The organism is Streptomyces sp. Tek67B01 (assembly GCF_055231995.1).
Window position 1 is genome coordinate 2,197,000 of record NZ_JBUYUY010000001.1, and the last position, 22,996, is coordinate 2,219,995.

General features: G+C 71.9%; 23 protein-coding genes. 1 reads left to right on the forward strand and 22 read right to left on the reverse strand.

Annotation, left to right across the window (positions count from 1 at the left end; all coding sequences use genetic code 11):
* Positions 1–5: 5 nt before the first annotated feature.
* From whiG to proS, 17 genes are all read right to left on the reverse strand, one after another.
* Positions 6–845: an RNA polymerase sigma factor WhiG gene (whiG, locus tag ACV7NM_RS09650; RefSeq protein ID WP_463409918.1), complete on the reverse strand. Its 840-nt coding sequence runs from the start codon at positions 843–845 to the stop codon at positions 6–8.
* Positions 846–1,054: 209 nt separating this feature from the next.
* A complete protein-coding gene (gene dprA / locus ACV7NM_RS09655; protein WP_463409919.1) occupies positions 1,055–2,314 on the reverse strand; it encodes a DNA-processing protein DprA in 1,260 nt (419 codons plus the stop codon).
* Entirely contained in the window at positions 2,311–3,954 is a 1,644-nt protein-coding gene (locus tag ACV7NM_RS09660; RefSeq protein ID WP_463409920.1) for a YifB family Mg chelatase-like AAA ATPase, read from the reverse strand. Before ACV7NM_RS09660 ends, dprA begins: the two co-directional genes overlap by 4 nt.
* Positions 3,954–4,340, reverse strand: coding sequence for a YraN family protein (locus ACV7NM_RS09665; RefSeq protein WP_463409921.1), 387 nt, complete (start codon positions 4,338–4,340; stop codon positions 3,954–3,956). The genes ACV7NM_RS09660 and ACV7NM_RS09665 overlap by 1 nt, the downstream gene beginning before the upstream one ends.
* Positions 4,341–4,462: 122 nt before the next feature.
* Complete coding sequence (locus tag ACV7NM_RS09670; RefSeq protein ID WP_006139554.1) at positions 4,463–4,771, reverse strand: DUF2469 domain-containing protein; 309 nt, start codon at positions 4,769–4,771, stop codon at positions 4,463–4,465.
* A gap of 55 nt (positions 4,772–4,826) precedes the next feature.
* Positions 4,827–5,318, reverse strand: coding sequence for an NUDIX hydrolase (locus ACV7NM_RS09675; protein ID WP_463409922.1), 492 nt, complete (start codon positions 5,316–5,318; stop codon positions 4,827–4,829).
* Positions 5,308–6,108: a signal peptidase I gene (lepB, locus tag ACV7NM_RS09680; RefSeq protein WP_463409923.1), complete on the reverse strand. Its 801-nt coding sequence runs from the start codon at positions 6,106–6,108 to the stop codon at positions 5,308–5,310. Before lepB (ACV7NM_RS09680) ends, ACV7NM_RS09675 begins: the two co-directional genes overlap by 11 nt.
* Positions 6,109–6,151: 43 nt before the next feature.
* A complete protein-coding gene (lepB, locus tag ACV7NM_RS09685) occupies positions 6,152–7,057 on the reverse strand; it encodes a signal peptidase I (protein ID WP_463409924.1) in 906 nt (301 codons plus the stop codon).
* Between the two features lie 104 nt (positions 7,058–7,161).
* Positions 7,162–8,043, reverse strand: coding sequence for a signal peptidase I (lepB, locus tag ACV7NM_RS09690; protein ID WP_463409925.1), 882 nt, complete (start codon positions 8,041–8,043; stop codon positions 7,162–7,164).
* Positions 8,036–8,758: a signal peptidase I gene (gene lepB, locus ACV7NM_RS09695; protein WP_463409926.1), complete on the reverse strand. Its 723-nt coding sequence runs from the start codon at positions 8,756–8,758 to the stop codon at positions 8,036–8,038. Before lepB (ACV7NM_RS09695) ends, lepB (ACV7NM_RS09690) begins: the two co-directional genes overlap by 8 nt.
* 43 nt (positions 8,759–8,801) lie before the next feature.
* Positions 8,802–9,152 carry a 50S ribosomal protein L19 gene (gene rplS / locus ACV7NM_RS09700; protein WP_463409927.1) on the reverse strand — a complete coding sequence of 117 codons (351 nt, stop codon included), beginning with the start codon at positions 9,150–9,152 and terminating at the stop codon, positions 8,802–8,804.
* 133 nt (positions 9,153–9,285) lie between these two features.
* A complete protein-coding gene (gene trmD, locus ACV7NM_RS09705; RefSeq protein WP_463409928.1) occupies positions 9,286–10,107 on the reverse strand; it encodes a tRNA (guanosine(37)-N1)-methyltransferase TrmD in 822 nt (273 codons plus the stop codon).
* Positions 10,107–10,673 carry a ribosome maturation factor RimM gene (rimM, locus tag ACV7NM_RS09710; protein WP_463409929.1) on the reverse strand — a complete coding sequence of 189 codons (567 nt, stop codon included), beginning with the start codon at positions 10,671–10,673 and terminating at the stop codon, positions 10,107–10,109. The genes trmD and rimM overlap by 1 nt, the downstream gene beginning before the upstream one ends.
* Positions 10,674–10,753: 80 nt before the next feature.
* Positions 10,754–10,993, reverse strand: coding sequence for an RNA-binding protein (locus ACV7NM_RS09715; protein WP_030011889.1), 240 nt, complete (start codon positions 10,991–10,993; stop codon positions 10,754–10,756).
* A gap of 2 nt (positions 10,994–10,995) precedes the next feature.
* The gene (gene rpsP / locus ACV7NM_RS09720; protein WP_136213353.1) at positions 10,996–11,436 is read right to left on the reverse strand and encodes a 30S ribosomal protein S16; all 441 of its coding nucleotides are present in this window, start codon (positions 11,434–11,436) and stop codon (positions 10,996–10,998) included.
* Between the two features lie 316 nt (positions 11,437–11,752).
* The gene (locus tag ACV7NM_RS09725) at positions 11,753–12,352 is read right to left on the reverse strand and encodes a hypothetical protein (RefSeq protein WP_136213352.1); all 600 of its coding nucleotides are present in this window, start codon (positions 12,350–12,352) and stop codon (positions 11,753–11,755) included.
* A 223-nt stretch (positions 12,353–12,575) separates the two neighbouring features.
* Positions 12,576–13,988, reverse strand: a complete 1,413-nt coding sequence (proS, locus tag ACV7NM_RS09730) for a proline--tRNA ligase (RefSeq protein ID WP_463409930.1) — start codon at positions 13,986–13,988, stop codon at positions 12,576–12,578.
* Positions 13,989–14,120: 132 nt separating this feature from the next.
* Between proS and ACV7NM_RS09735 the strand changes: the two genes are divergently transcribed.
* A complete protein-coding gene (locus tag ACV7NM_RS09735; protein WP_463409931.1) occupies positions 14,121–14,807 on the forward strand; it encodes a methyltransferase type 11 in 687 nt (228 codons plus the stop codon).
* Here the strand turns inward: ACV7NM_RS09735 and ftsH are convergent.
* The 5 genes from ftsH to ACV7NM_RS09760 form a co-directional block, all read right to left on the reverse strand.
* Positions 14,804–16,774, reverse strand: a complete 1,971-nt coding sequence (gene ftsH / locus ACV7NM_RS09740; RefSeq protein ID WP_463409932.1) for an ATP-dependent zinc metalloprotease FtsH — start codon at positions 16,772–16,774, stop codon at positions 14,804–14,806. The two genes, ACV7NM_RS09735 and ftsH, sit on opposite strands and share 4 nt — an antisense overlap.
* Before the next feature lie 185 nt (positions 16,775–16,959).
* On the reverse strand, positions 16,960–18,534 hold the full coding sequence (ffh, locus tag ACV7NM_RS09745; RefSeq protein WP_463409933.1) for a signal recognition particle protein: 1,575 nt from the start codon (positions 18,532–18,534) through the stop codon (positions 16,960–16,962).
* A gap of 114 nt (positions 18,535–18,648) precedes the next feature.
* Positions 18,649–21,084 carry a [protein-PII] uridylyltransferase gene (locus ACV7NM_RS09750; RefSeq protein ID WP_463409934.1) on the reverse strand — a complete coding sequence of 812 codons (2,436 nt, stop codon included), beginning with the start codon at positions 21,082–21,084 and terminating at the stop codon, positions 18,649–18,651.
* 16 nt (positions 21,085–21,100) lie between these two features.
* The gene (locus ACV7NM_RS09755; protein ID WP_136213346.1) at positions 21,101–21,439 is read right to left on the reverse strand and encodes a P-II family nitrogen regulator; all 339 of its coding nucleotides are present in this window, start codon (positions 21,437–21,439) and stop codon (positions 21,101–21,103) included.
* Positions 21,436–22,782 (reverse strand): ammonium transporter, encoded by a 1,347-nt coding sequence (locus tag ACV7NM_RS09760; RefSeq protein WP_463409935.1) that lies wholly within the window; start codon positions 22,780–22,782, stop codon positions 21,436–21,438. Before ACV7NM_RS09760 ends, ACV7NM_RS09755 begins: the two co-directional genes overlap by 4 nt.
* Positions 22,783–22,996: the final 214 nt, after the last annotated feature.

Here is a 22,996-nt window from a genome sequence, read left to right on the forward strand (position 1 = left end):
CGCCGTCACCGGCCGACGTCCGCGAGCTTGGCGCGCAGCTGGAGCACCGACTTGGTGTGGATCTGACTGACCCGGCTCTCGGTGACGCCCAGCACGTTGCCGATCTCGGCGAGGGTGAGGCCCTCGTAGTAGTACAGGGTGACGACCGTCTTCTCCCGCTCCGGCAGCGTGTTGATCGCGCGGGCCAGCAGCCTGCGCAGCTCGCGGTCCTCGGCCACCTCCACCGGGTCGTCGGCGGCGTGGTCCTCCAGGGTGTCCATCAGCGACAGCCGGTCGCCGCCCTCGCCGCCGACGTGCAGCAGTTCCTCCAGGGCGACCACGTTCGCCAGCGACAGCTGGCTGAAGACGGTGTGGAGCTCCTCCACCGCGATCCCCATCTCCCCGGCCACCTCGTGTTCGGTCGGGGTGCGCCGCAGCTGGGCCTCCAGCGTGGCGTACGCGCGCTCCACGGCCCGCGCCTTCTGCCGGACCGAGCGGGGGATCCAGTCCAGCGCGCGCAACTCGTCGATCATCGCGCCGCGAATCCGGGTGATGGCGTACGTCTCGAACTTGATGGACCGCTCGATGTCGAACTTCTCGATGGCGTCGATGAGCCCGAACACGCCGGAGGAGACGAAGTCGGCCTGTTCGACGTTGGGCGGCAGCCCCACGCTGACCCGGCCGGCCACGTACTTCACCAGCGGCGAGTAGTGCAGGATCAGTTGCTCCCGCAGTCGCTCGTCACCCGAGTCCTTGTACGAGCGCCACAGCACCTCCAGGGACGAGGGCGCGGTGGACCGCACACTGCCGCCGCGGGCAGCGGGGGGCACCGCAGCGCGGTCAGACCCTGAGGTGTGCTGGGGCATGCTTCGCCTTTGCCGGAGCCGGATTCCTTGGGAGCGTAGCGTGACGGAAGTGTCGCGGTGCGCGAAGAGTACGGGATGGCGCGGGGCCGCAGGAGCGCCCCGACCGGCACGGGCGGGCCGGGACCGGCGCTCGGCGCACGGTCCCGGCAACCGCCCTCGGGAAGACCGCGTCTCTCATCTGCGTCACTCTTTCACCGGAACGCCCCAGGTCAATGACCGCCTCGCCGGGTGCCACCGGTTCGAGTGCCTCCCCGGGGCCCGCGTGCGGTCAACTGCCAGCCGTCGCCCTGCCGTTCGACGAACCCCAGAGAGTGAAGTTCGTACAGTCTGCCGATGACTTCATCGGTGGCGGCGCCGGCGGAGAGGGCCACCTCCTCCGGTCCCGCCGAGCGGCCCGCGGGGAGGGCTTCGAGTACGCGGGCGGCGGCCGGGTCCAGCAGGTCCCTGGGGAGCACCGGGCCGCGCCGTTCGGGAGCCAGCTCGCCCATGCCGCCGACCAGCTCGACCACCTCCGCCGCGTCCGTGACGAGCACCGCCTCGTCGCGCAGCAGTTCGTGGACCCCGGCCGAGAGGCCGCTGGTCGCCGGGCCGGGCACGCCCATCGTGAAGCGCCCCAGCTCCCGGGCCCGGCGGGCGGTGACCAGCGAACCGCTGCGTACGGCCGCCTCCACGACGACCGTGCCCCTGGTGAGGGCGGCGATGACGCGGTTGCGCAACACGAAGCGGCTCGGGGTGGGGTGACTGCCGGGCGGGAGTTCACCCAGCACCAGTCCCTGGCCGGCGATCCGGCGGAGGAGCCCGGCGTGCCCGCGCGGGTAGGCCACGTCCGCCCCGCAGGCCAGGACCGCGACCGTGGCCCCGCCGGAGGCGAGGGCCCCCCGGTGGGCCGCTCCGTCGATCCCGTACGCCGCCCCGGAGACCACCACCCAGCCGCGTTCGGCGAGACCCGCCGCCAGGGTCTGTGCCATGTGTGCCCCGTACGGGGTACAGGCGCGGGCGCCGACCACGGCGACAGAGCGCAGCGCCCAGGTCCGCAGGTCCGCCCCACCCCGCAGCCACAGCCCGACCGGCCGGGCGTCGCCCAGGTCGTCGAGCTGGGTCGGCCACTGCGCCGACCCGGGGCAGAGGAACCGCACCCCGGCCTCGGCGGCCTCCGCCAGGTCGCGCCGGGGGTCGGCGAGGGCGGCCCGTCTGCGGTATCCGGCCAGCCGCTCCGGCCCCACCCCGACCAGCCGCTCCAGCGCCGGGCGGGCGTCGGCGCCGGTCAACAGCCGCATCACGCCCACGGCGCCGAACTCGCGCAGCCAGCGTCCGCCGTGCTCGTCGCCGGGCTCCAGCACCCGGGTCAGCGCGGCCCGCGCCGGCAGCTCCGGCCCCGCCCCTCCCCACCCCCCGGGCCCCGCGTCCGTCCCGGAGGCGTCCGGCCCGCCGTCCGGCTCGGCGGCGTCCGGTTCCGGTTCGGCGCTCACGACCCCGCCCCCATCGCCGACATCGCCCCCATCGTCCCGCGTGGGATCCCGGTGCGCAGCTCCAGCGCGACGGCCACGTCCAGCGCGTCGGGGCGCTCGTTGCCGCGCAGGTCGGCCACGGTCCACGCGACCCGCAGTACCCGGTCCAACCCCCGCGCCGTGAGCAGCCCCCGCTCCAGGTCCCGCTCGGCTTGGGCCAGCGCGCCCGGGGCCGCCTGACAACGGGTGCGCAGCTCGTGCCCCGGCACCTCGGAATTGAGCCGCCACGGGGTGCCGTCCAGCCGGGCTGCGGCCCGGTCCCGGGCCTCACGGACCCGGTCGGCGACCACGGCGGTGGCCTCGCCCCGGCCGCCCCGTCCCAGCAGGTCGGAGCGGGTCACGGGCTCCACCTCGACGCGCAGGTCGACCCGGTCGAGCAGCGGCCCGGACAGTCTCGCCTGGTAGCGCCGGATCACCGAGGGCGGGCATTCGCAGCCGGCGCCCTGGAGCGTGTGTCGCCCGCAGGGGCAGGGATTGGCGGCCAACACCATCAGGAAGCGGGCCGGCAGCCTCACCACCCCGGCGGCCCGGGCGATCACCACGTGCCCCGCTTCGAGGGGCTGGCGCAGCGCGTCGAGTGCCTTCGAGCCGAACTCGGCGGCCTCGTCCAGGAACAGGACGCCCCGGTGGGCCAGGGAGACCGCCCCCGGCCTGGGCACCCCGGCCCCGCCGCCCACCAGGGACTGCATGGTCGCGGAGTGGTGCGGGGCGCAGTACGGCGGCCGCGCGAGCAGCGGCTCGCCCGGTGGCAGGATTCCCGCGACCGAGTGGACGGCCGTCACCTCCAGGGAATCCTGTCGGGTGAGCGGCGGCAGGAGCCAGGGCAGGCGCTCGGCGAGCATCGTCTTGCCCGCGCCCGGGGGCCCGCTGAGGAAGAGGTGGTGTCCTCCGGAGGCGGCCACCTCCAAGGCCCGGCGGGCCGCGTGCTGGCCCGCGACATCGGCGAGGTCCGGGAAGTCGGCGCCGTCCCCCGCCGCTCCACGGCCGCGGGCGATGCCGGTACCCAGCCCCGCCCCTGGAACGATCAGCCCGGCCAGTATCGGGTCGGGCCGACCTGCCCCCGGACGCTCCTCCTCCTCGGGCACCTCCCCGTCGGTCAGGACGGCGATCAGCTGCCGCAGGCTGCGTACGCCGAGCACAGTGACGTCCGGGACGAGCATCGCCTCGGCGGCGCACTGCTGTGGCACCACCACCTGGCGGTACCCCGCCTCGGCCGCGGCCAGGACGGCGGGCAGGATGCCCCGCACCGGCCGCACCCCGCCGTCGAGCCCGAGCTCCCCGATGAGGACCAGGTCGGCGATGGCGCCCGGCTCGACCACCTCGGCCGCCCCCAGCACGGCCGCGGCCACGGCGAGATCGAACCCCGAACCCCCTTTGGGCACGGAAGCCGGGCTGAGTCCGACCGTGAGCTTCTTCTGCGGCCAGGCGGCGCCGGAGTTGACCACGGCGGCCCGCACCCGGTCCCGGCTCTCGACCAGGGTCTTGTCGGGCAGCCCCACCAGGGTGAAGGCCGCAACGCCGGGTTCCAGGTCGGCTTGGACCTCCACGACCACGCCCTCGACCCCCACCAGGGCCACCGAGCAGGCCCGCGCGAACCCCATCAGGCCGCCCCCCTGACGTGCTCCACCACAGGCGCACCGCGCCGAGGCAGCAGGATTCCGACGAGGTCGATCCGCACTCCGCCCGGCGGCGGCCCCCCGTGATCGGCCAGCCAGCGCCCTGCGAGCCGGCGCAACCGCTCCGCCTTGCCGGCCCGGACGGCGGCCATCGGATGCTCGAACACCGTCTGCCCGGCGGCCCCCGCCCTGCGCGTCTTCACCTCGCAGACGACGAGACAGTCCCCGTCCCGAGCGACGATGTCGATCTCCCCGCTCCGGCACCGCCAGTTCCGGGCGATCACCGTCATCCCGGACTCGGTGAGCCGCCGCACCGCGAGTTCCTCGCCGTACCGGCCCAATGCCTGCTGCGCCACGCTCTTCGCGTTCATCCGGCACCACCTCCGGCACCGACGATCCCGCGCCCCCGCCCCCTCTGTGGATCTTGGTGGACAACCGTGGCGTTGTGGAAAACCCGGTCACCCTCTCGGGTGAGACCGGGTCTTCGGGCGGATCAGCTCCCGGGGAGTTCGAGGTCGCTCTTGTTGAGCTCCTCGATGTTCACGTCCTTGAAGGTCAGCACGCGTACCTGTTTCACGAAGCGGGCCGGGCGGTACATGTCCCAGACCCACGCGTCGGCCATGGTGACCTCGAAGAAGACCTCCCCCTGGACCGAGTGCACCTGCATCTCGTAGTCGTTGGTGAGGTAGAAACGGCGTTCCGTCTCGATCACGTACTTGAACAGACCGACGACGTCGCGGTACTCCCGATAGAGCTTCAGCTCCATCTCGGTCTCGTACTTCTCGAGGTCCTCGGCACTCATGGCATGTTCCCCTTCAGCCGTGCGTCCCCCTATTGTGCGCCAGAGCCCCGCGCCCCTAAACGATTTCCGGGGCCAGGACCACCGGCGCACCCGGAGGACCGTCGTCGAGCAGCGTACGGAGCAACCCGGCGAGTCTGGTCGGGTACACCGTCTCATGTGCCGAGAGAAGTTCCTCGGAGGTCCACCACCTCGCTCCCGTGACGGTGCGCCGCTCCAGCTCCGTGAAGCCGGTCGTCACGGTCGCGGTCCGGGTCGTGCGGGCGAGGAAGTACCACTCGTCCTGCTCCCAGCGCCGCCCGTCGAAAGGGAAGGCGCAGTACCGGTGCCACAGCACCGGTCCCAGTTCCACTTCCGTGATGCCGGTCTCCTCCGCGAGTTCCCGCAGCGCGGCCTCGGCACGCGTCTCGTCGCCCTCTACCCCACCACCCGGGGTGAACCACCAGTCGTTCGCCGGATCGTCCGGTTCGAAGCCGTGCAGCAGCAGGATGCGGTCCTGCGGGTCCAAGAGGATGACCCGGGACACCTTTCGGACCTCGTCAGCGGCCATCGCCGCGCTCCCGCCGGCGCCCGCGTCCCAGTACCCGCGTGACGGGCCCGTAGGCGGCCCCCAGCAGCACCAGGGCGGCCCCGGCCACGACCGCGGCGAGCTGGAGCCGCAGGGGCCCCGGCTCGGAGGTGCCGCCGGGGAGCGCGGCGTATGCCCGGGGGCGCTCCACCATCGACATCGACGGCCATGCCAGCGCGTCGACCCGGGCGCTGACCGCGGAGCGGGCCACGGTGCCCTGCCCGCTCTCCTGGAGGTGGGCCCGGGAGTCCAGCGAGGCCGCCCGGTGATCACCGAGCAGGAAGAGGTTGCCCTGGGGGACCTTCACCTCGAAGTTGGTGTCGGAAGCGCCGCCGGGCACCGGGACCGTCGTCGGATCCAACGGGGTGACGCGGGAGTCGTCGAGGTAGGGCTCGTCCAGCTCCTTGCCGTTCACGGTGAGCTTTCCTCCCGCGCCGCAGCACTTCACGGTGTCGCCGCCGATCGCGACCACCCGCTTGACCATGGGCGAGTTGCTCCACACGGAGTCGGTGAAGATCACCACGTCACCACGGCGCACCTGGTCGCCGTCGATCCGTTGCGCGAGGACCCGGTCACCGGGCCGCACGGTCGGCACCATCGAATCGGTCGGCACCGTGTAGGGCTGGTACGTCAGCGCGCCCCAGACGAAACCGCCGAGGAAGAGCACAAAGCCGATGGCCACGGCGATTCCCGACAAAACGTTGCCGAGACCGCCGCGGCCATTGCCACCACCACGTATGACCTGTGTACCGCTTGTTCGTGTTCCGCCCATTGCAGCGCCCCCACACTCCGGGATCGTCGACCTGGGCGGCACCCTACCCGGCGGTACGGCTGCCGGCCGGCTGCCGCCTGCGCCACAGGACGATCGGAACCGCGCCGGTGAGCCCCAGGGCCGCCGGCGCGAGGCCGACCGGCGCCAGTCCCGAGGCGTCGAGACCGAGGGCCGCGGCCTTGGCCTGGTTGCCGATGCCCGGCTGGTCGAAGGTGTCCGGGACGGGGAGGGTGGCCCAGCGGGTGACGGGCCACGCGACGACCACGGCCCGGCCGACCACGTCCTTGACCGGCACGAAGCCCTGGGTCGAGTCCTGCATGTGGTAGCGGGAGTCCTGCGAGTTCTGCCGGTGGTCGCCCATCACCCAGATCTTGCCCTTGGGGACGGTGATCGGACCGAACGGGGCGTCGTCGCAAGCGGTGTTGCCCGGGAAGATGTACGGCTCGTCCAGCGGCTTGCCGTTGACGACGACCGGTCCGCCGCGCTTGCACTCGACGGTGTCACCGCCGATGGCGATCGTCCGCTTGATCAGGTCCTTCTCCTCGGCGGACGGCATCAGACCGATCCAGCTGAGGGCCTTCTGTGCGAAGTTCGGCTCCGGAGTGGCCTCGCCCGCGAGCCAGTTGGCGGGGTCGTGGAAGACCACGACCTCACCGCGCTCGGGCTCCGAGCCGAACCACGGGGTCAGCTTGTCCACCAGCACCCGGTCGCCGCGCTGGAGGGTGTTCTGCATCGACTCCGACGGGATCGAGAACGCCTGTACCAGGAAGGTCTTGATCAGCAGGGCCAGCAGCAGGGCGATGCCGATGAGGAGCGGCAGCTCCTTCCAGAACGAGCGTTGGGGGCGCGCCCCGGTACCGCCGTCCTCGGTCTCGCTCTCGACGCCGTCCTCCGGCCGCTCGTCACCCTCGTCGCGTCCGGACCGCGCGCCTACCGCCACATCCCCCACATCCACTCCCTCACTCGGATTCGCCGCCCGCGCCGGTACGAACACGGGCCCTCCCCTCCCTTAACGAGCGGGAGTTCCCTAAGGCGCGGGAGACCGAGGACACACTATGCGAACCGCGCACCCCGACGCCGTCCTCCGCGTCCGCGCCGCCCGCGCCGTGCCTGATCGGGCACCGTGAGGAAGGTCGCGGGCTGTTCCAGTTCGCGCCAGTGGCCGTAGGGCCAGGCGATCACCACGGCCCGTCCGACCACTCCGTTCTCGTCGATCGTGCCCTGGAACCCCTCGTCGAGGTGGTAGCGGGAGTCGGCCGAATTGGCCCGGTGGTCCCCCATCACGAAGAGCCGTCCCCGCGGCACCTTCACCTCGAAACGAATCTCGGAGGGGGCGTTGCCCGGGTTCACGTACGGCTCATCCAGCGGCGTCCCGTTGACGGTGATCCGCCCCCGCGCGTCGCAGCACGCGACATCGTCCCCGCCGACGCCGATGACCCGCTTGATCAGGTCCTGTTCGTCCGCCGAGGGCAGCAACCCGATGAAGGTCATGGTCTGTTTGATCTGTTTGACGACGATGGGGTCCTTGGCCGGCCGGGCCGCCTCGCCCCTGAGCCAGCCGCCGGGGTCCTTGAACACGACGACGTCGCCCCGCTCGACCTTGGAGCCGAACCAGGGCGTGAGTTTGTCGACCAGGACCCGGTCGCCGATCCTGATCGTCTGCTCCATGGAGCCCGACGGGATGAAGAAGGCCTGTACGAGGAAGGTCTTCAGGAGCAGGGCGATGCACAGCGCGACCACCACCAGCAGGGGCAGTTCCCCCGCCCTGCGGGTCCGTCTGCGCCGCCGCACCCTGCGCGCCAGCCGGCGCCGCTGGGCCCGGCCGCCCTCGGGCTCCGCCTGTGGCGGCGCCCCGGAGCCCGCTTCGGGCTCCGGCTCCGGCTCGGGGTCCCGCTCAGGGCCCCGCCGTCCTCTCGGACGCCCCCGGCTACCCATGTCCGCCCCCCGCGCTCCCCGTCGCGCCCAAGCGCGAGACGGGCCAGCCGATCCAGTCGGCCCGCCCGATCACCTTGTCCACCGGCACCATCCCCCCGCCGGGCTCGCCCAAGTGGTCCCGGGAGTCCCGCGACTGCGACCGGTGATCACCCATGACCCACAGGGTCCCAAGCGGTACGACGATGCGGAAGGGCACCTTCGAAGAGGTGTCGCCGGGGTAGAGGTACGGCTCGTCCACCGGTACCCCGTTGACCTTCATCCGGCCGTTCTCGTCGCACACCACGTCGTCACCGCCGACGCCCACGACCCGCTTCACGAAGTCGGTGTCGGACGGCTCCGCGAGCCCGAGCACCGAGGCCGCGTCGTGCAGGGCCCCGCCCACCGGATCGCCCTGCGGTCCCTCCGGGACGAAGGAGCCCGTGCCGTCGAAGACGACCACGTCGCCGCGCTTCGGCCGGTCGCCGAAACGGTACGCCAGCTTGTTGACCAGCACCCGGTCCCCGACCCGGAGCGTCGGCTCCATCGACCGGCTCGGGATCAGGAAGGGCTGTACGACGAAATTGCCGAGCAGCAGCACGAAGACCGTGCAGATCAGTCCCAGCACCCCCGCCCGTCGCCAGGTCAGCCCACGCGGCGCCAACGCACGGCGCGGCCGCCCCTCCCCCTCGTCGGGGGAAGAGCGGCCGCGCTGTGTGAGCTCTGCTTCGGTGTCCATCGGGGGGAGCCTATCCGGCCGCCCCTCGGACCCGGAGAGGAGATCAGCGGTCGCGCTTCTCCTTGATCTTCGCGGCCTTGCCGCGGAGCTCACGGAGGAAGTACAGCTTGGCGCGACGCACGTCACCGCGGGTGACGATCTCGATCTTCTCGAAGATCGGGGAGTTCACCGGGAAGGTGCGCTCGACACCGACGCTGAAGGAGACCTTGCGAACGGTGAAGGTCTCGGAGACGCCAGAGCCCTGGCGACGGATGACAACACCCTTGAACTGCTGGATACGGGAGCGGTTGCCCTCGATGACGCGGACGTGCACGTTGATCGTGTCACCCGGGCGGAAGGCCGGGACGTCGGAGCGGATCGAGGCGGCGTTGACGCCATCGAGCAGGTGAGACATGTTCTTCGTCTGCTTTCTTCGCACGACGCCACAGGCCGCCGGTGCGGATTTCCGTAGAGAATTCGGGAGCTGCGCCCTCTCGCGGACGACGGTCCCCCTGTGGCAGGGGCGTACGCGAGCACACAACAGCCGCCTATTCTTCCACGCTCTGCGGCCTTCGCCAAAATCGGCCGTCGGGGGTCGGCTTCCAGCCCAGGAGGCTCAGGATCTCCCGGTCCTTCTTGTCGAAGGCGTGGGCGTCACAGCGCTCGATCAGGTCGGGGCGGTTGCGGGCCGTCCTGCGGAAGGCCTCGTCCCGCCGCCACCGCGCGATCTTTCCGTGGTGCCCGCTCAGCAGGACGTCGGGGATCTCCCGGCCGCGCCACCGCGGGGGCTTGGTGTAGACGGGCCCCTCCAGCAGGTTCGCCATCTCACCCGGGGCGAAGGAGTCGTCCCGGTGCGATTCGGCGTTGCCGAGCACCCCGGGCAGCAGCCGGGCCACGGCCTCGGTGACGACGAGCACGGCCGCCTCGCCCCCCGCCAGGACGTAGTCGCCGATGGAGACCTCGTACACCGGCATCCGCGTCGCGTACTCGTCCATCACACGGCGGTCGATGCCCTCGTAGCGGGCCGGCGTGAAGATCAGCCACGGCCGCTCGGACAGTTCGACGGCCAGTTCCTGCGTGAACGGGCGCCCGCTGGGCGTGGGGACGACCAGGACCGGCCCGTGGGCGCCGGCCTCGTACCCGTCGGCGAGCGCCGCGTCCAGGGCCTCGCCCCACGGCTCGGTCTTCATGACCATGCCGGGACCGCCGCCGTAGGGGGTGTCGTCGACCGTGTTGTGGCGGTCGTGGGTCCAGTCCCGCAGGTCGTGGACGTGCACGTCGAGCTGTCCGCGCGCCCGCGCCTTCCCGACGAGGGAGACGTTCAACGGCTCCAGGTACTCGGGGAAGATCGTGACGACGTCGAGACGCATCAGGCGTCGTCCCCGGCGGCTGCGGCCTCTTCGTCACGGCTGGAGACGACCTCGGCACGGTCGTCGATCAGACCGGGCGGCGGCGTGATGACGCAGCGCTGCTCCTCCAGGTCGATCTCCGCGACGATCTCCTCGACGAAGGGGATCATCACCTCGGTGCCGTCGGGCCGCTCCACGATGAACAGGTCCTGCGAGGGCAGGTGGGAGATCTCGGTGATCCGGCCGATCCCGGTACCGTCCTCCAGCACCACGTCCAAGTCCATCAGCTGGTGGTCGTAGTACTCGTCGGGCTCCTCCGGCAGCTCCGTCGGGTCCACTTCCGCGATCAGCAGGGTGTTGCGCAGCGCCTCGGCACCGGTGCGGTCCTTGACTCCCGCGAAGCGCAGCAGCAGGCGTCCGCTGTGCACCCGACCCGTCTCGATGGTCAGCGGGCCCGCCGTCGCCGGCTCCGTCATGAGCACCGCGCCGGGTGAGAGCCGCAGTTCGGGCTCGTCGGTCCGCACCTCGACGGTGACCTCACCCTTGATCCCGTGGGCGCGGCCGATCCGCGCGACTACCAGCTGCACTTCTAAGTCTCCTGTTCAGACGACGACGGGCCGGGGCGGGCGCATTCGCCCTCCCCGGCCCGTGCCGGTGGTTCAACTCTTCAGCGGACCTGGTCCACGTCGACGAGGTCGACGCGGATCCCCCGACCGCCGATGGCGCCCACGACGGTACGCAGCGCACGTGCGGTGCGGCCGTTGCGGCCGATCACCTTCCCGAGGTCGTCCGGGTGGACCCGGACCTCGAGCACCTGTCCGCGGCGCAGGTTGCGCGAGGCGACCTGCACTTCGTCGGGGTTGTCCACAATGCCCTTCACGAGGTGCTCAAGAGCCTCCTCGAGCATGATCAGGCCTCGGTCGACTCGGCGGCGGCCTCAGCCTCGTCCGCCTTCTTGTCGGCCTTCTTCGCCTTCTGGGTGATGGCCTCGCCCTTGCCCTCGCCGATGCCCTCGAGGGCCTTGGCGAACTCGTCGAAGGAGCGACGCTTGCTCTCCTTCGTCTCCGGCTGCAGCAGCGGCGCGGGGGCGGGGAGACCCTTGTGGGCCTGCCAGTCACCGGTCAGCTTCAGGATGGCGAGCACAGCCTCGGTGGGCTGGGCACCGACGGACAGCCAGTACTGCGCACGCTCGGCGTTGACCTCGATGCGCGACGGGTTGTAGGTCGGCTGGTAGATACCGATCTCTTCGATCGCGCGACCGTCCCGGCGGGTGCGGGCGTCGGCGACGATGATGCGGTAGTGCGGCTGGCGAATCTTGCCGAGACGCTTGAGCTTGATCTTGACTGCCACTGGAGTGGTGTCTCCTGAACTTGACGTGGTTGGGCACATGAGATGCCACGTGGGGTTGCGGTACTCGGATGCCCGATGGACGCGTCAGCCGGAGGAGAGAGGGGTCCTGTGCGACTGTCGAGTACAGCTAGCCATTGTGCCACATGCCCGCGGCGCGCTCAGCCGGTAGGGGTGGCCCCAAGGACCGGTGGGAGCGGGCGCCGGACACCACGGGGCCCCTCCCCGGCCGGACGGCGGCCTGACCGCCACCGGTTCGCGCCCCCGGGCGCCACGAACCGGTGGCGCCACGGCCCGCGCGGCCGCGGCCGGCCGTGACTCAGGAGGCGGCAGCCGAGACGGCCACCTCGGGGATGCGGAACGGCTTCATACAGCCACCGCAGACGATGGGCGCCTGCGCCAGCACCGACGGGACCACCCGCACGTTGCGCCCGCAGTCACAGACCGCCTTGACCCGTACGCCGCCGCCGGAAGAGCCGTGTCGGGCGGCCGGCCCGCGGAAGCTGCGCTTGGTGTCGGCGGCCGTGGCGACCGTGTGCGCCTTGAGGGCGCGCTGCAACCGCTCCATGGTGGGGCGGTAGCGCTTCTTGGCCTCGGGACTGAGCGAGACCAGGGAGAACCCGCTGCTGGCGTGCGGCTCCTCGGAGTGGTCCAGCCCCATCTCCTCGGCGATCGCGAGGAATCTGCGGTTGTGGTAGCGGCCGGCCCGCGAGGTGTCGCGGACTCCACGGGCGGCTGCGATGCCGTGGACTGCCTCGTGCAGCAGTCGCTCGAAGGAGAGCTCGGCGCCACAGGCGGACGACGACTCTCCGATCAGGGACTCGGGCGCGGCAAGGTCAGGCAGCTCGGGGTGGTACCGCTGAATATCGGCCCACGCCTGCGCCAGCTCTGCGGCGAGAACAGGTGGTGTCGTGCTCACGTCGTGACAACGAGCCGAGGTGCCCCGGTGTTCCGATTCCGGGCCATTCCAAATTTTTTGCACGTACCAGTCAGTTCAGTCTGATGCGTCCCGACGAGGACGGGTGCGCATATCCCCGGAGGAGTCGGTACGTAACGGGGACCAATGCGAGACCGTCCCGGCGCGCGGCAAGGGCCGCACGCCGGGGCGTGTCCGCGATCAGCGGGGGGGGGCAGCGGGACGATCAGTACGAGCGCGCCACGATGGCGAGGGTACCGGGGGCGTCGTCCGCCTCCGGGACCGAGCCGTCCTCGGCGATCAGGCAGCGCACGGAGACGGCCTGCTCGGCCAGCTTCGCCTCGCCCTCAGGGCCCAGGTCGGCCCACGGGATGCGCGCCCAGCCACCGGCGACGGCGGCCTCGGCGGCCTCCTCGATCGTCGCGACGTCGGACGTACGGGCCTCACGGCGCTCGCGGGACTCGCGCAGCAGCTGCGCCTGGTCCTCCTCCAGCACCTTGGGCAGCAGGTCGGCCAGCGCGGAGATCTGCACGGCCTCCTTGCCGCCGGGGATGCGACGGGCCAGCATCGCGGTGCCGTTCTCCAGGTCGCGGGGACCGATCTCGACGCGCACGGGTACGCCCTTGAGCTCCCAGTCCACGGCTCGGCGCCCGAAGGGGGTGTCCACGCGGTCGTCGACGTGGACCCGGATTCCGGCGGCCTTCAGCCGGGCCCCCAGCTCGCGGACCTCGGCCACGGCCTCGTCGCCCTTGATCGCCATGACGACGACCTGGACGTGCGCGAGGCGCGGCGGCACCCGCAGGCCGTTGTCGTCCCCGTGGGACATGATCAGGCCGCCGACCATGCGGGTCGAGACGCCCCAGGAGGTCTGCCAGACGAGTTCCTGCTTGCCTTCCTTCGACAGGTACTGCGTGTTGAAGGCCTTGGCGAAGTTGGTGCCCAGCTCGTGGCTGGTGCCGAGCTGGAGGGCCTTGCCGTCGCCCATCATCCCCTCCAGCGTGAGGGTGTTGATGGCGCCGGCGAAGCGCTCCTTGGCCGTCTTGCGACCGAGCACGACGTCGATGCCGAGCACGTTCGTCATGAAGTCGCCGTACACGTCCCGGTGGATGCGCGCCGCGTAGTCGCGGGCGTCCTCGTACGTGGCGTGGGCGGTGTGGCCCTCCTGCCAGAGGAACTCGCTCGTGCGGAGGAACACGCGCGGGCGCATCTCCCAGCGGACCACGTTGGCCCACTGGTTGATCAGCAGGGGCAGGTCCCGGTAGCTCTGGACCCACTTGGAGAAGTAGTCGTTGATGATCGTCTCGGAGGTGGGCCGGACGACGACCGGCTCGTCCAGCTCCTTGCCGCCGCCGTGCGTGACGACGGCGAGCTCGGGGGCGAAGCCCTCGACGTGCTCGGCTTCCCTCGTCAGGTAGGACTGCGGGATGAACAGCGGGAAGTACGCGTTCTGGGCGCCCGCGTCCTTGATGCGCGCGTCCATCTCCTGCTGCATCCGCTCCCACAGCCCGTAGCCGTACGGCCGGATGACCATGGTGCCGCGTACCGGACCGTTGTCGGCCAGCTCGGCCTTGTTGATCAGATCCTGGTACCAGCGGGGGAAATCCTCCGCCTGGGGGGTGAGAACGGGTGCCTTTGCCATGGCGCGAATGGTACGGCGCCGGGCGCCGGATGCGTGAATCGGGTGGCGCACTCCTCTGGACGCGGGGGCCGATGGGGAGTTCCCTGGCAACGGGGGCCAGGGGGCGACACGGAATCAGGAGCGCTCTTTCAGATGACATCGACGCCGACGACGACGCTCGTCGCCCGGGACTGGGCGGAGATCCAGGAACGGATGCTGGTACCGCTGTACGAGGCGGTCTACGACCGGCTGGAGGTCGGGCCCGGCGCCCGGCTGCTCGGCCTGGGGTGCGGGGCCGGGCTGGCCCTCCTGCTGGCGCAGCGGCGCGGAGCCGCCGTGGCCGGCGTGGAGGCGGACGCGGCGCGGCGTGCGCTGGCCCGGGAGCGGCTTTTGGAGGTGCGGCCGGACCCGCCGTCCACCGCGCGGCCGTACGACGTCCTGCTGGCGTTCTCGCCCGGCCGCGAGACCTTGGCCGCCGCCCTTCCGGCGGTCCGCCGGGGCGGGGCGGTGGTCCTGGCGGACTGGGGGCCGGCGGAACGGTGCACGGTCCCGGCGGTATCGGGCGGCGGCCCCTCGCCGCACGACCTCGACGCGTTGGTGGCGGGCTCGGGGCTGGTACCGGACGGGTCCGGGCGGGTGTTCTGCCCGTTCGGCTACGCGGATGTGGACAATGCCGTACGGGGCCTGCTCTCGACGGGGCTGTACGAGTCCGCCTCCGACCCGGCCCAGGTGGAGAAGGAGCTGGCCGAGGCGCTTCACCCGTACGAGCGGCCGGACGGCTCCGTGTGGCTGCCGAACATCTTCCGCTACGTGATCGCCCGCGTCCGCCGGTCCGCCTAGGGCGTGTCCGGGCCGGCGGGGCCGGGTTCCGTTTCGGGTGCCTGTTTCGACAGGCGCGGGATGCCGGCGGCGGCGTAGGCGGCGGCTTCGTCGAGGGTTTCGGCGGCGAGGAGGGCTTCGGCGAGGTCGTCGAGCTGTGAGCGGTGCTCCCGCAGCAGGCGGCAGGCCTCGGCGTAGCACTCGTCGACGATCCGCCGCATCTCGGCGTCGACGGCGTCGAGCGTCGCGGGGGCGGCGGAGAGGCCGTACGCGCTCTGGCCGTCGGACGGGATCGCGGTCAGCCGGCCGACGCGTTCGCTCATGCCCCACCGGCCGACCATGCCGCGGACGAGGTTGGTGACCTGTTCGAGGTCGTTCTCGGCGCCCGTGGTGATCAGGTCGTACACGACGTGCTCGGCCGCCATGCCGCCGAGCGCGCCGATGATGCGCCCGCGCAGGTACTCCTCGGTGTAGGCGTAGCGGTCGGCGTCCGGGGTGGAGAGGGTGACGCCGAGTGCCCGGCCGCGCGGGACGATGGTGATCTTGCGGACGGGGTCGGCGCCGGGCTGGAGCATGCCCAGCAGGGCGTGGCCGCTCTCGTGGTAGGCCGTGCGGCGCCGTTCCTCCGGCGGCATGACGAGCGGGCGTTCGGCGCCGAGCTGCACCTTCTCCAGGGCCTCGGAGAGATCGGCCTGGGTGACCTGCGACTGCTTGCGCTTGACCGCCAGCAGGGCGGCCTCGTTGGCCAGGTTGGCCAGTTCGGCGCCCGTCATGCCGGGTGTCGTACTGGCGACCCGGCCCAGGTCCACGCCCTCGGCGAGGGGGATCTCGCGGGTGTGGATGCGCAGGATCGCCTCGCGGCCGCTCTTGTCCGGCGGCGAGACCTGCACCAGCCGGTCGAAGCGGCCGGGCCGGGTCAGCGCCGTGTCGAGGACGTCGGCGCGGTTGGTGGCGGCGAGGACGACGACGCCCTCCGAGCCGGAGAAGCCGTCCATCTCGGTGAGGATCTGGTTCAGCGTCTGTTCGCGTTCGTCGTGGCCGCCGAGTCCGCCGCCCGCGCCGCGCACGCGCCCGATGGTGTCGATCTCGTCGATGAAGATGATCGCGGGCGCGACCTTGCGCGCCTCGGTGAAGAGTTCGCGGACGCGCGACGCGCCGACGCCGACGATCATCTCGATGAACTCGGAGGCGGAGGCCGAGAAGAAGGGGACTCCGGCCTCTCCGGCGACGGCGCGGGCGAGGAGGGTCTTGCCGGTTCCGGGGCGGCCGGCGAGGAGGACGCCGCCGGGCATGCGGGCGCCCATCTTCCGGTACGCCTGCGGGTTCTTGAGGAAGTCGACGACGTCGTCGAGCTCGCCCTGCACCTCGTCGATGCCCGCCACGTCCTCGAAGGTGGTGCGTTTGGCGCCCGTCTCGAGTTCAACCGGTTTCGGCGGCGCCTTGCGGCCGAGACCACCGAGGCCCCCGCCCATGGCCGACCCCATCCGGCGGGCGATGACCACCCACAGCACGACCAGCAGCAGCATCGGGGCGAGCGAGAGGAGGAGGTTGGCCAGGAAGCTGCGCTGGACCACGACGGGCGAGGCGGTCACCGTGACCTGGTGTTTGGTGAGGTTGGCCCACAGGTCGTCGTCGGCGAAGGCCGGGCGCTGGGTGACGAACTTGGTGTAGTCGCCCTTGCCGCCGTCCGGCTTCGGCGCCTTGGCCTTGAGCTGCCCCTGGATGGCGTCGCCCTTGGAGTAGATCTTCGAGACGTTGCCGGCCGCGACCTGTTTGCTGAACTCGGTGTAGGAGACCGTCGGCTCGTCGCCCGCGTTGAAGAACGACAGCACCAGGTTGGCGATCAGGAAGACGATCAGGGCGACGAGGATCAGCCCGCGCCATCCGCCGGCCATCCTCCTCCTCGGCGGCGGGGTGGGCGGCGCGCCCTCGGAACGCCAGGGGGTGTCGGCCCGGTCGCGGGGCGGTGCGGGGGTGGGGCTGGGCACGGGGCCTCCTTCTGCCGTCCTCCCGGCCGACCATAAGGGAGATATCGGGCTATTGCCCCCTGGGCAACCCCTACCCGGGTACGACGGAGGGGCCCCGGCCGGCTGGTCACTCCCGGGCCGGCCAAGGCCCCTCCACGCGACGCCAGGCGCACCGCGCCGCCGTTACTCCACGGACCGAACCGCCCTTACTTCATGAACTTCTTGAACTCGTCCGGAAGGTCGAAGTCCTGGCCCGCCTGCGCCCCGCCCGCGGGCAGCCCGAACGGGTTGCCGCCGGCGGCCGGCTCGCCGGCCTGCGGCCCCTGCTCGCGCCGGGCCGCTGCCGCGGCCTCCTCTTCCTTGCGCTTCATCGGGTTGCCGCTCTTGCGCTTGCCCTTGGCCTGCTTGATCTGCTTCTTCTGCCGGCCGGGGCCGCCACCCATCCCGGGGATGCCTGGCATGCCCGGCATCCCGCCGCCCTGGGCCATGCGGGACATCATCTTGCGCGCGTCGAAGAACCGCTCGACGAGGCTCTTGACGGCGCTGACCTCGACTCCGGAACCCTTGGCGATACGGGCGCGGCGGGAGCCGTTGATGATGTGCGGGTCCTGGCGCTCGGCCGGGGTCATCGACTTGATGATCGCGGCCGTGCGGTCGACGTCGCGCTCGTCGATGTTGTTGATCTGGTCCTTGATCTGCCCCATGCCGGGCAGCATGCCGAGCAGCTTGGAGATGGAGCCCATCTTGCGGACCTGCTCCATCTGGGCCAGGAAGTCGTCGAGCGTGAACTCCTTGGGGCCCTTCGCCAGCTTGGCCGCCATCTTCTCGGCCTCGGCCTGTGAGAAGGTCTTCTCGGCCTGCTCGATGAGGGTGAGCATGTCACCCATGTCGAGGATCCGGCCCGCCATGCGGTCGGGGTGGAAGGCGTCGAACTCGTCGAGCTTCTCACCGTTCGAGGCGAACATGATCTGCTTGCCGGTGACGTGCGCGATGGAGAGCGCGGCACCGCCTCGGGCGTCGCCGTCGAGCTTGGAGAGCACGACGCCGTCGAAGCCGACGCCGTCGCGGAAGGCCTCGGCGGTGTTGACCGCGTCCTGGCCGATCATGGCGTCGACGACGAAGAGGATCTCGTCGGGGCTGACGGCGTCGCGGATGTCCGCGGCCTGCCGCATCAGCTCCTGGTCGATGCCGAGGCGACCGGCGGTGTCGACGATGACGATGTCGTACTGCTTGGTACGGGCGTACTCGATGGAGTCCTTGGCGACCTGGACCGGGTCACCGACGCCGTTGCCGGGCTGCGGCGCGTAGACGGCCACACCCGCGCGCTCGGCGACGACGCTGAGCTGGTTGACGGCGTTGGGGCGCTGGAGGTCGCACGCGACGAGGAGCGGGGCGTGGCCCTGCCCCTTGAGCCACAGGCCGAGCTTTCCGGCGAGGGTGGTCTTACCGGCACCCTGGAGACCGGCGAGCATGATGACGGTGGGCGCGGTCTTGGCGAAGCGCAGGCGTCGGGTCTCGCCACCGAGGATCGAGACGAGCTCGTCGTTGACGATCTTGAGGACTTGCTGCCCGGGGTTCAGGGCCCTGCTGACCTCTTCGCCGCGCGCGCGTTCCTTGACGTTGGCGATGAAGGAACGGACGACGGGGAGCGCGACGTCGGCCTCGAGGAGGGCGATACGGATTTCCCGCGCCGCAGCGTCGATGTCCTGCTCGGAGAGGCGACCTTTGCCCCGGAGGGACTTGAAGGTCGCGCTGAGGCGGTCGGAAAGCGTATCGAACACGGTGGTCGCGATTCCTCGGGTCGGGGGCGTGTGGTCGCCCCCCAGGGTATCGGCCCTTTCCCCGTGGTGGGCCCTGCGGTCCGTCTCCGGTCCCGGGCCCACCGTCGGGCGTGCTCAGCGCAGGGCCGTCTCGACCGTCCCCGCCAGCTCCGCGGCGGCTCGGGGCGACAGGGGTTTGCCGTCGGGGTCGACCACGTAGAGGGTGTCGACCGCGTTCGCGCCGAGCGTGGAGACGTGCGCGCTGCGGACCCGGACGCCGCTCTCGTCCAGTGCCCGGCCGATCCGGTGGAGCAGTCCCACGGCGTCGGGGGCCCGCACCTCCAGGACGGTGGCCGACGAGGAGGCGTCGGGCATCACCGTCACCCGGGGCGGCGGCGGGACCACCCCGCGCCGTCTCTTGTACGCGGCCTCGCGGTCGGCCAGCCTCGCCGGGACGTCCAGGGAGCCGTCCAGCGCCCGGACCAGGTCCGTGCGCAGCCGGGCGGCCTCCGGCAGGGCCCCGTACTCGGCGGCCACCCGCCAACGGAACACCAGTACCTCGCCCAGCCGGTCCGGCAGCTCCAGCGAGCGCAGGTCGGCCGCGCGGACGGTCAGTCGGTGCAGCGCCAGCACCCCGGCCAGGGCGGGCAGGACCCCGGGCTGGTCGGGGACGGTCACGACCAGGTCCACCCCTACCCCGTCGTCCTCGTGGCGGGTCTCCAGGGCCAGGACCGGCTCCCCGGTGCACAGCGCCTCCACCGCGAGGCGTTCCTGTTCGGTGACGGGGATGCCCAGCTCGGTGGGGGTGGGGGCGGCGCCCCGCAGGACCGCCCGGACCCGGGAGACCAGGTCCGCCACGAGCGAGCCGCGCCAGGTGCTCCAGGCCGCCGGGCCGGTGGCCAGCGCGTCGGCCTCGGTCAGCGCGTGCAGGAGCTCCAGGGTGCCCACGGAGCCGACGGTCTCGGCGACGGAGCGCACGGTGGCCGGGTCGTCCAGATCGCGCCGGGTGGCGGTGTCGACGAGCAGCAGGTGGTGGCGCACGAGGGTGCCGAGCACCGCGACGTCCTCGGCGTCGAAGCCCACCCGGGCCGCCATGTCGCGGGCGATGGTCTCCCCCGCCACCGAGTGGTCGCCGGGCCACCCCTTGCCGATGTCGTGGAGCAGGGCGGCCGTCAGGAGCAGGTCGGGACGGCTGACGCGGCGGGTGAGGGCGGCGGCCCGGACCGCCGTCTCCACCAGGTGCCGGTCCACCGTCCAGGTGTGTACGGGGTTGCGCTGGGGCCGGCAGCGCACCCGCTCCCAGTCGGGCAGGAGCCGGGTGATCAGTCCCTCGGCTTCGAGCGCCTCCCACACCCCCACGGTCGGCTCGCCCGCCCCGAGCAGGGTGACCAGCTGCTCCCGCGCCTCCGCGGGCCAGGGCACGGGCAGTGCCTTCCCCTGGGCCGCGAGACGCCGTACGGAGTGCAGGGAGACGGGCAGGCCCGCCTGTGCGGCGGCCGCCCCGAAGCGCAGTGCCAGCACCGGGTCCCGGTCGGGCCGGGCGGCGAGGGCCAGGACGGCCTCACCGTCGGACTCCACGACGCCCTCGGCCAGCGGCGCCCGCTCCACGGCGGGCTCGCGCGTGCCCGGCAGCAGGCGGCGCAGCCTCGGCCGGGCCGCCCGGGACCGCAGTACGCGCCCGACCTCCCGCCAGGTGACGTCACCGGCGTACGAGATGACCCGCGCGGCCTCGTACACCTCGCGCAGCAGCGCGTCCGCGTCGAGCAGCCCGAGCCGGGCCGCGACCTGGTCCTGCTCCTGGAGGGAGAGCCGGTCGGTGGCGCGGCCCGTCACCAGGTGCAGGGCGTCCCGGGCGTCGAGCAGCCGGCGCCGGGCCTCGGCCAGTCCCTCGCGCGGGGCGTCGGCGAGCCACGACGCGGCGACGGCGCGCAGCGCGGCGGCGTCGCGCAGCCCGCCGCGGGCCTCCTTGAGGTCGGGTTCCAGCAGGAAGCGCAGCTCCCCCGCCTTCTCGGCCCGGTCCCGGCACAGGGCGTGCAGTTGCGGGAGCCGTTTGGCGGCTTGGTTGCGCCAGTCGGCCAGGACGGAGGTCCGCAGCCCGGCGAGGAGTCCGGCGTCGCCGGCGACGGGCCGCGCGTCGAGCAGCCCGAGCTGCACCTTGAGGTCCTCGGCGGCGGTCTTGCGGGCCTCGGCGGGGGTGCGCACCGAGTGGTCCAGGGCCACGCCCAGGTCCCACACGGGGTACCAGAGGCGGTCGGCGAGGGCGCTCAGCGACTTGGTGGCGGCCTTGCCGTCGTGCAGGAGCAGCAGGTCGAGGTCGCTGCGGGGGGAGAGTTCGGCCCGGCCGTACCCTCCGACGGCGACGAGGGTCGCGCCCCGGACGCCGGTCTCCCGGACGGCCCTCGTGAACAGGGCGTTCAGCCAGTCGTCGGTCAGGGCGGACAGCGCGGAACGCCGGGAAGGCCCGGACCGCGACTCCTCCCGCAGGAGTCGCAGCCGGGCCGCGGCGTAGCCGCCGGGTCCCGAGCCGTCCGGATCGGACGGTTCGGCGGTCGTGTTCTCCACACTCGTCACCCGGGGCTCCCGTCGCCTAGAGCGCGTCCGCGCCGCGTTCGCCGGTGCGGACCCTGATGATCGAGTCCACGGGGACGCTCCACACCTTGCCGTCACCGATCTTGCCCGTGTGGGCGGCGGTGACCAGTACGTTCATCACGTCGTCGGCCGTGTCGTCCTCGACGACCACCTCGATGCGGATCTTCGGTACGAGGTCCACGGTGTACTCGGCGCCCCGGTAGACCTCGGTGTGGCCGCGCTGGCGGCCGTAGCCGCTGGCCTCGGAGACCGTGAGCCCCTGGACACCGAACCGCTGGAGGGCGTCCTTGATCTCGTCGAGCCGGTGCGGCTTGACGATCGCGGTGATCAGCTTCATGCGTCAACCTTCTTGGTCGCGGCGGCAACGTGGGCGGGTACGGCGGTGCTCCGGGAGGAGGCGCCGCCGCCTGCCCCGCTGAAGTCGTAGGCGGTCTCGGCGTGCTCGACCTGGTCGATGCCCGAGACCTCGTCGTCCTCGCTGACCCGCATCCCGATCGTCTTGTCGAGCAGGAAGGCGAGCAGCGCGGACGCGAGGAGAGAGTAGGCGAGGACGGCGAAGACGCCGACGGCCTGCTTGCCGAGCTGGTCCAGTCCGCCGCCGTAGAAGAGGCCCTTGGCGTCGGACTGGACGCCGCCGGTGGCGAAGAGGCCGACGAGGAGGGAGCCGATGATCCCGCCGACGAGGTGGACGCCGACCACGTCGAGGGAGTCGTCGAAGTCGAACCGGTACTTCAGGCCGACGGCCATGGCGCAGACGACGCCGGCGATGGCGCCGATGGCGATCGCCCCGAGCGGGGAGCAGGAGCCGCCGGAGGGGGTGATCGCGACGAGGCCGGCGACCGCGCCGGAGGCGGCGCCCAGGGTGGTGAAGGAGCCGTGGCGCAGCTTCTCGTAACCGAGCCAGGCGAGCATGGCGGCGGCGGCGGCGACCTGGGTGTTGACGAACATGACGGCGCCGACGCCGTCGTCGTTGCCGAGCCAGGAGCCGGCGTTGAAGCCGAACCAGCCGAACCAGAGGAGGCCGGCGCCCAGCATGACCAGCGGGAGGCTGTGCGGGCGCATCAGGTCCTTCTTGAAACCGACGCGCTTGCCGATGACGAGGATCACCCCGAGCGCGGCGGCGCCGGCGTTGATGTGGACGGCGGTACCGCCCGCGAAGTCGATGACGCCGAGCTTGAAGAGCCAGCCGCCCGAGCCCCAGACCCAGTGGGCGACGGGGAAGTAGACGAGGCTCACCCACAGGGCGGTGAACAGGGCCCAGGCGCTGAACTTGACCCGGTCGGCGAGGGCTCCGCTGATCAGGGCCGGGGTGATGACGGCGAACATCAGCTGGAAGACGGCGAAGACGTAGACCGGGATGGTGTAGCCGTCCCAGAGCTCGGTGATGCCGATGCCGCTGAGCCCCACGTAGTCGGAGTTCCAGCCGATGAGCGAGCCCGCGTCGGTCCCGAAGGCGAGGCTGAAGCCGTAGAGGACCCACAGGATCGTGACGATCCCGAGGCTGATGAAGCTCATCATGAGCATGTTGAGGCTGCTCTTGACGCGGACCATGCCTCCGTAGAAGAAGGCGAGTCCCGGGGTCATCAGCATGACCAGGGCGGAGCAGATGAGCATGAACCCGGTGTTCGCGGCAGAGAGGGAGGGGGCGTCTGCCGCGAGGGTCGTGATGGCTGATGCCATCGGCGTCTCCTCGTCGTCGGTACGTTCGCGTGCGGGCGATCGTGGCTACCTAAGCGGCGCGGGGTATGAGGCCCGCTGGTGTGTGCCTGGAGGCCGGCCGGTTAATGCCCCTGAGATTCGCGCAGCCCGGTTTCCGGAGCCGCCGCTCGATGTTTCGCCGCCGTGACGAAGGGACCGCGCCTGTTACGGCGCGGTGAACGGGATGAACGGGACC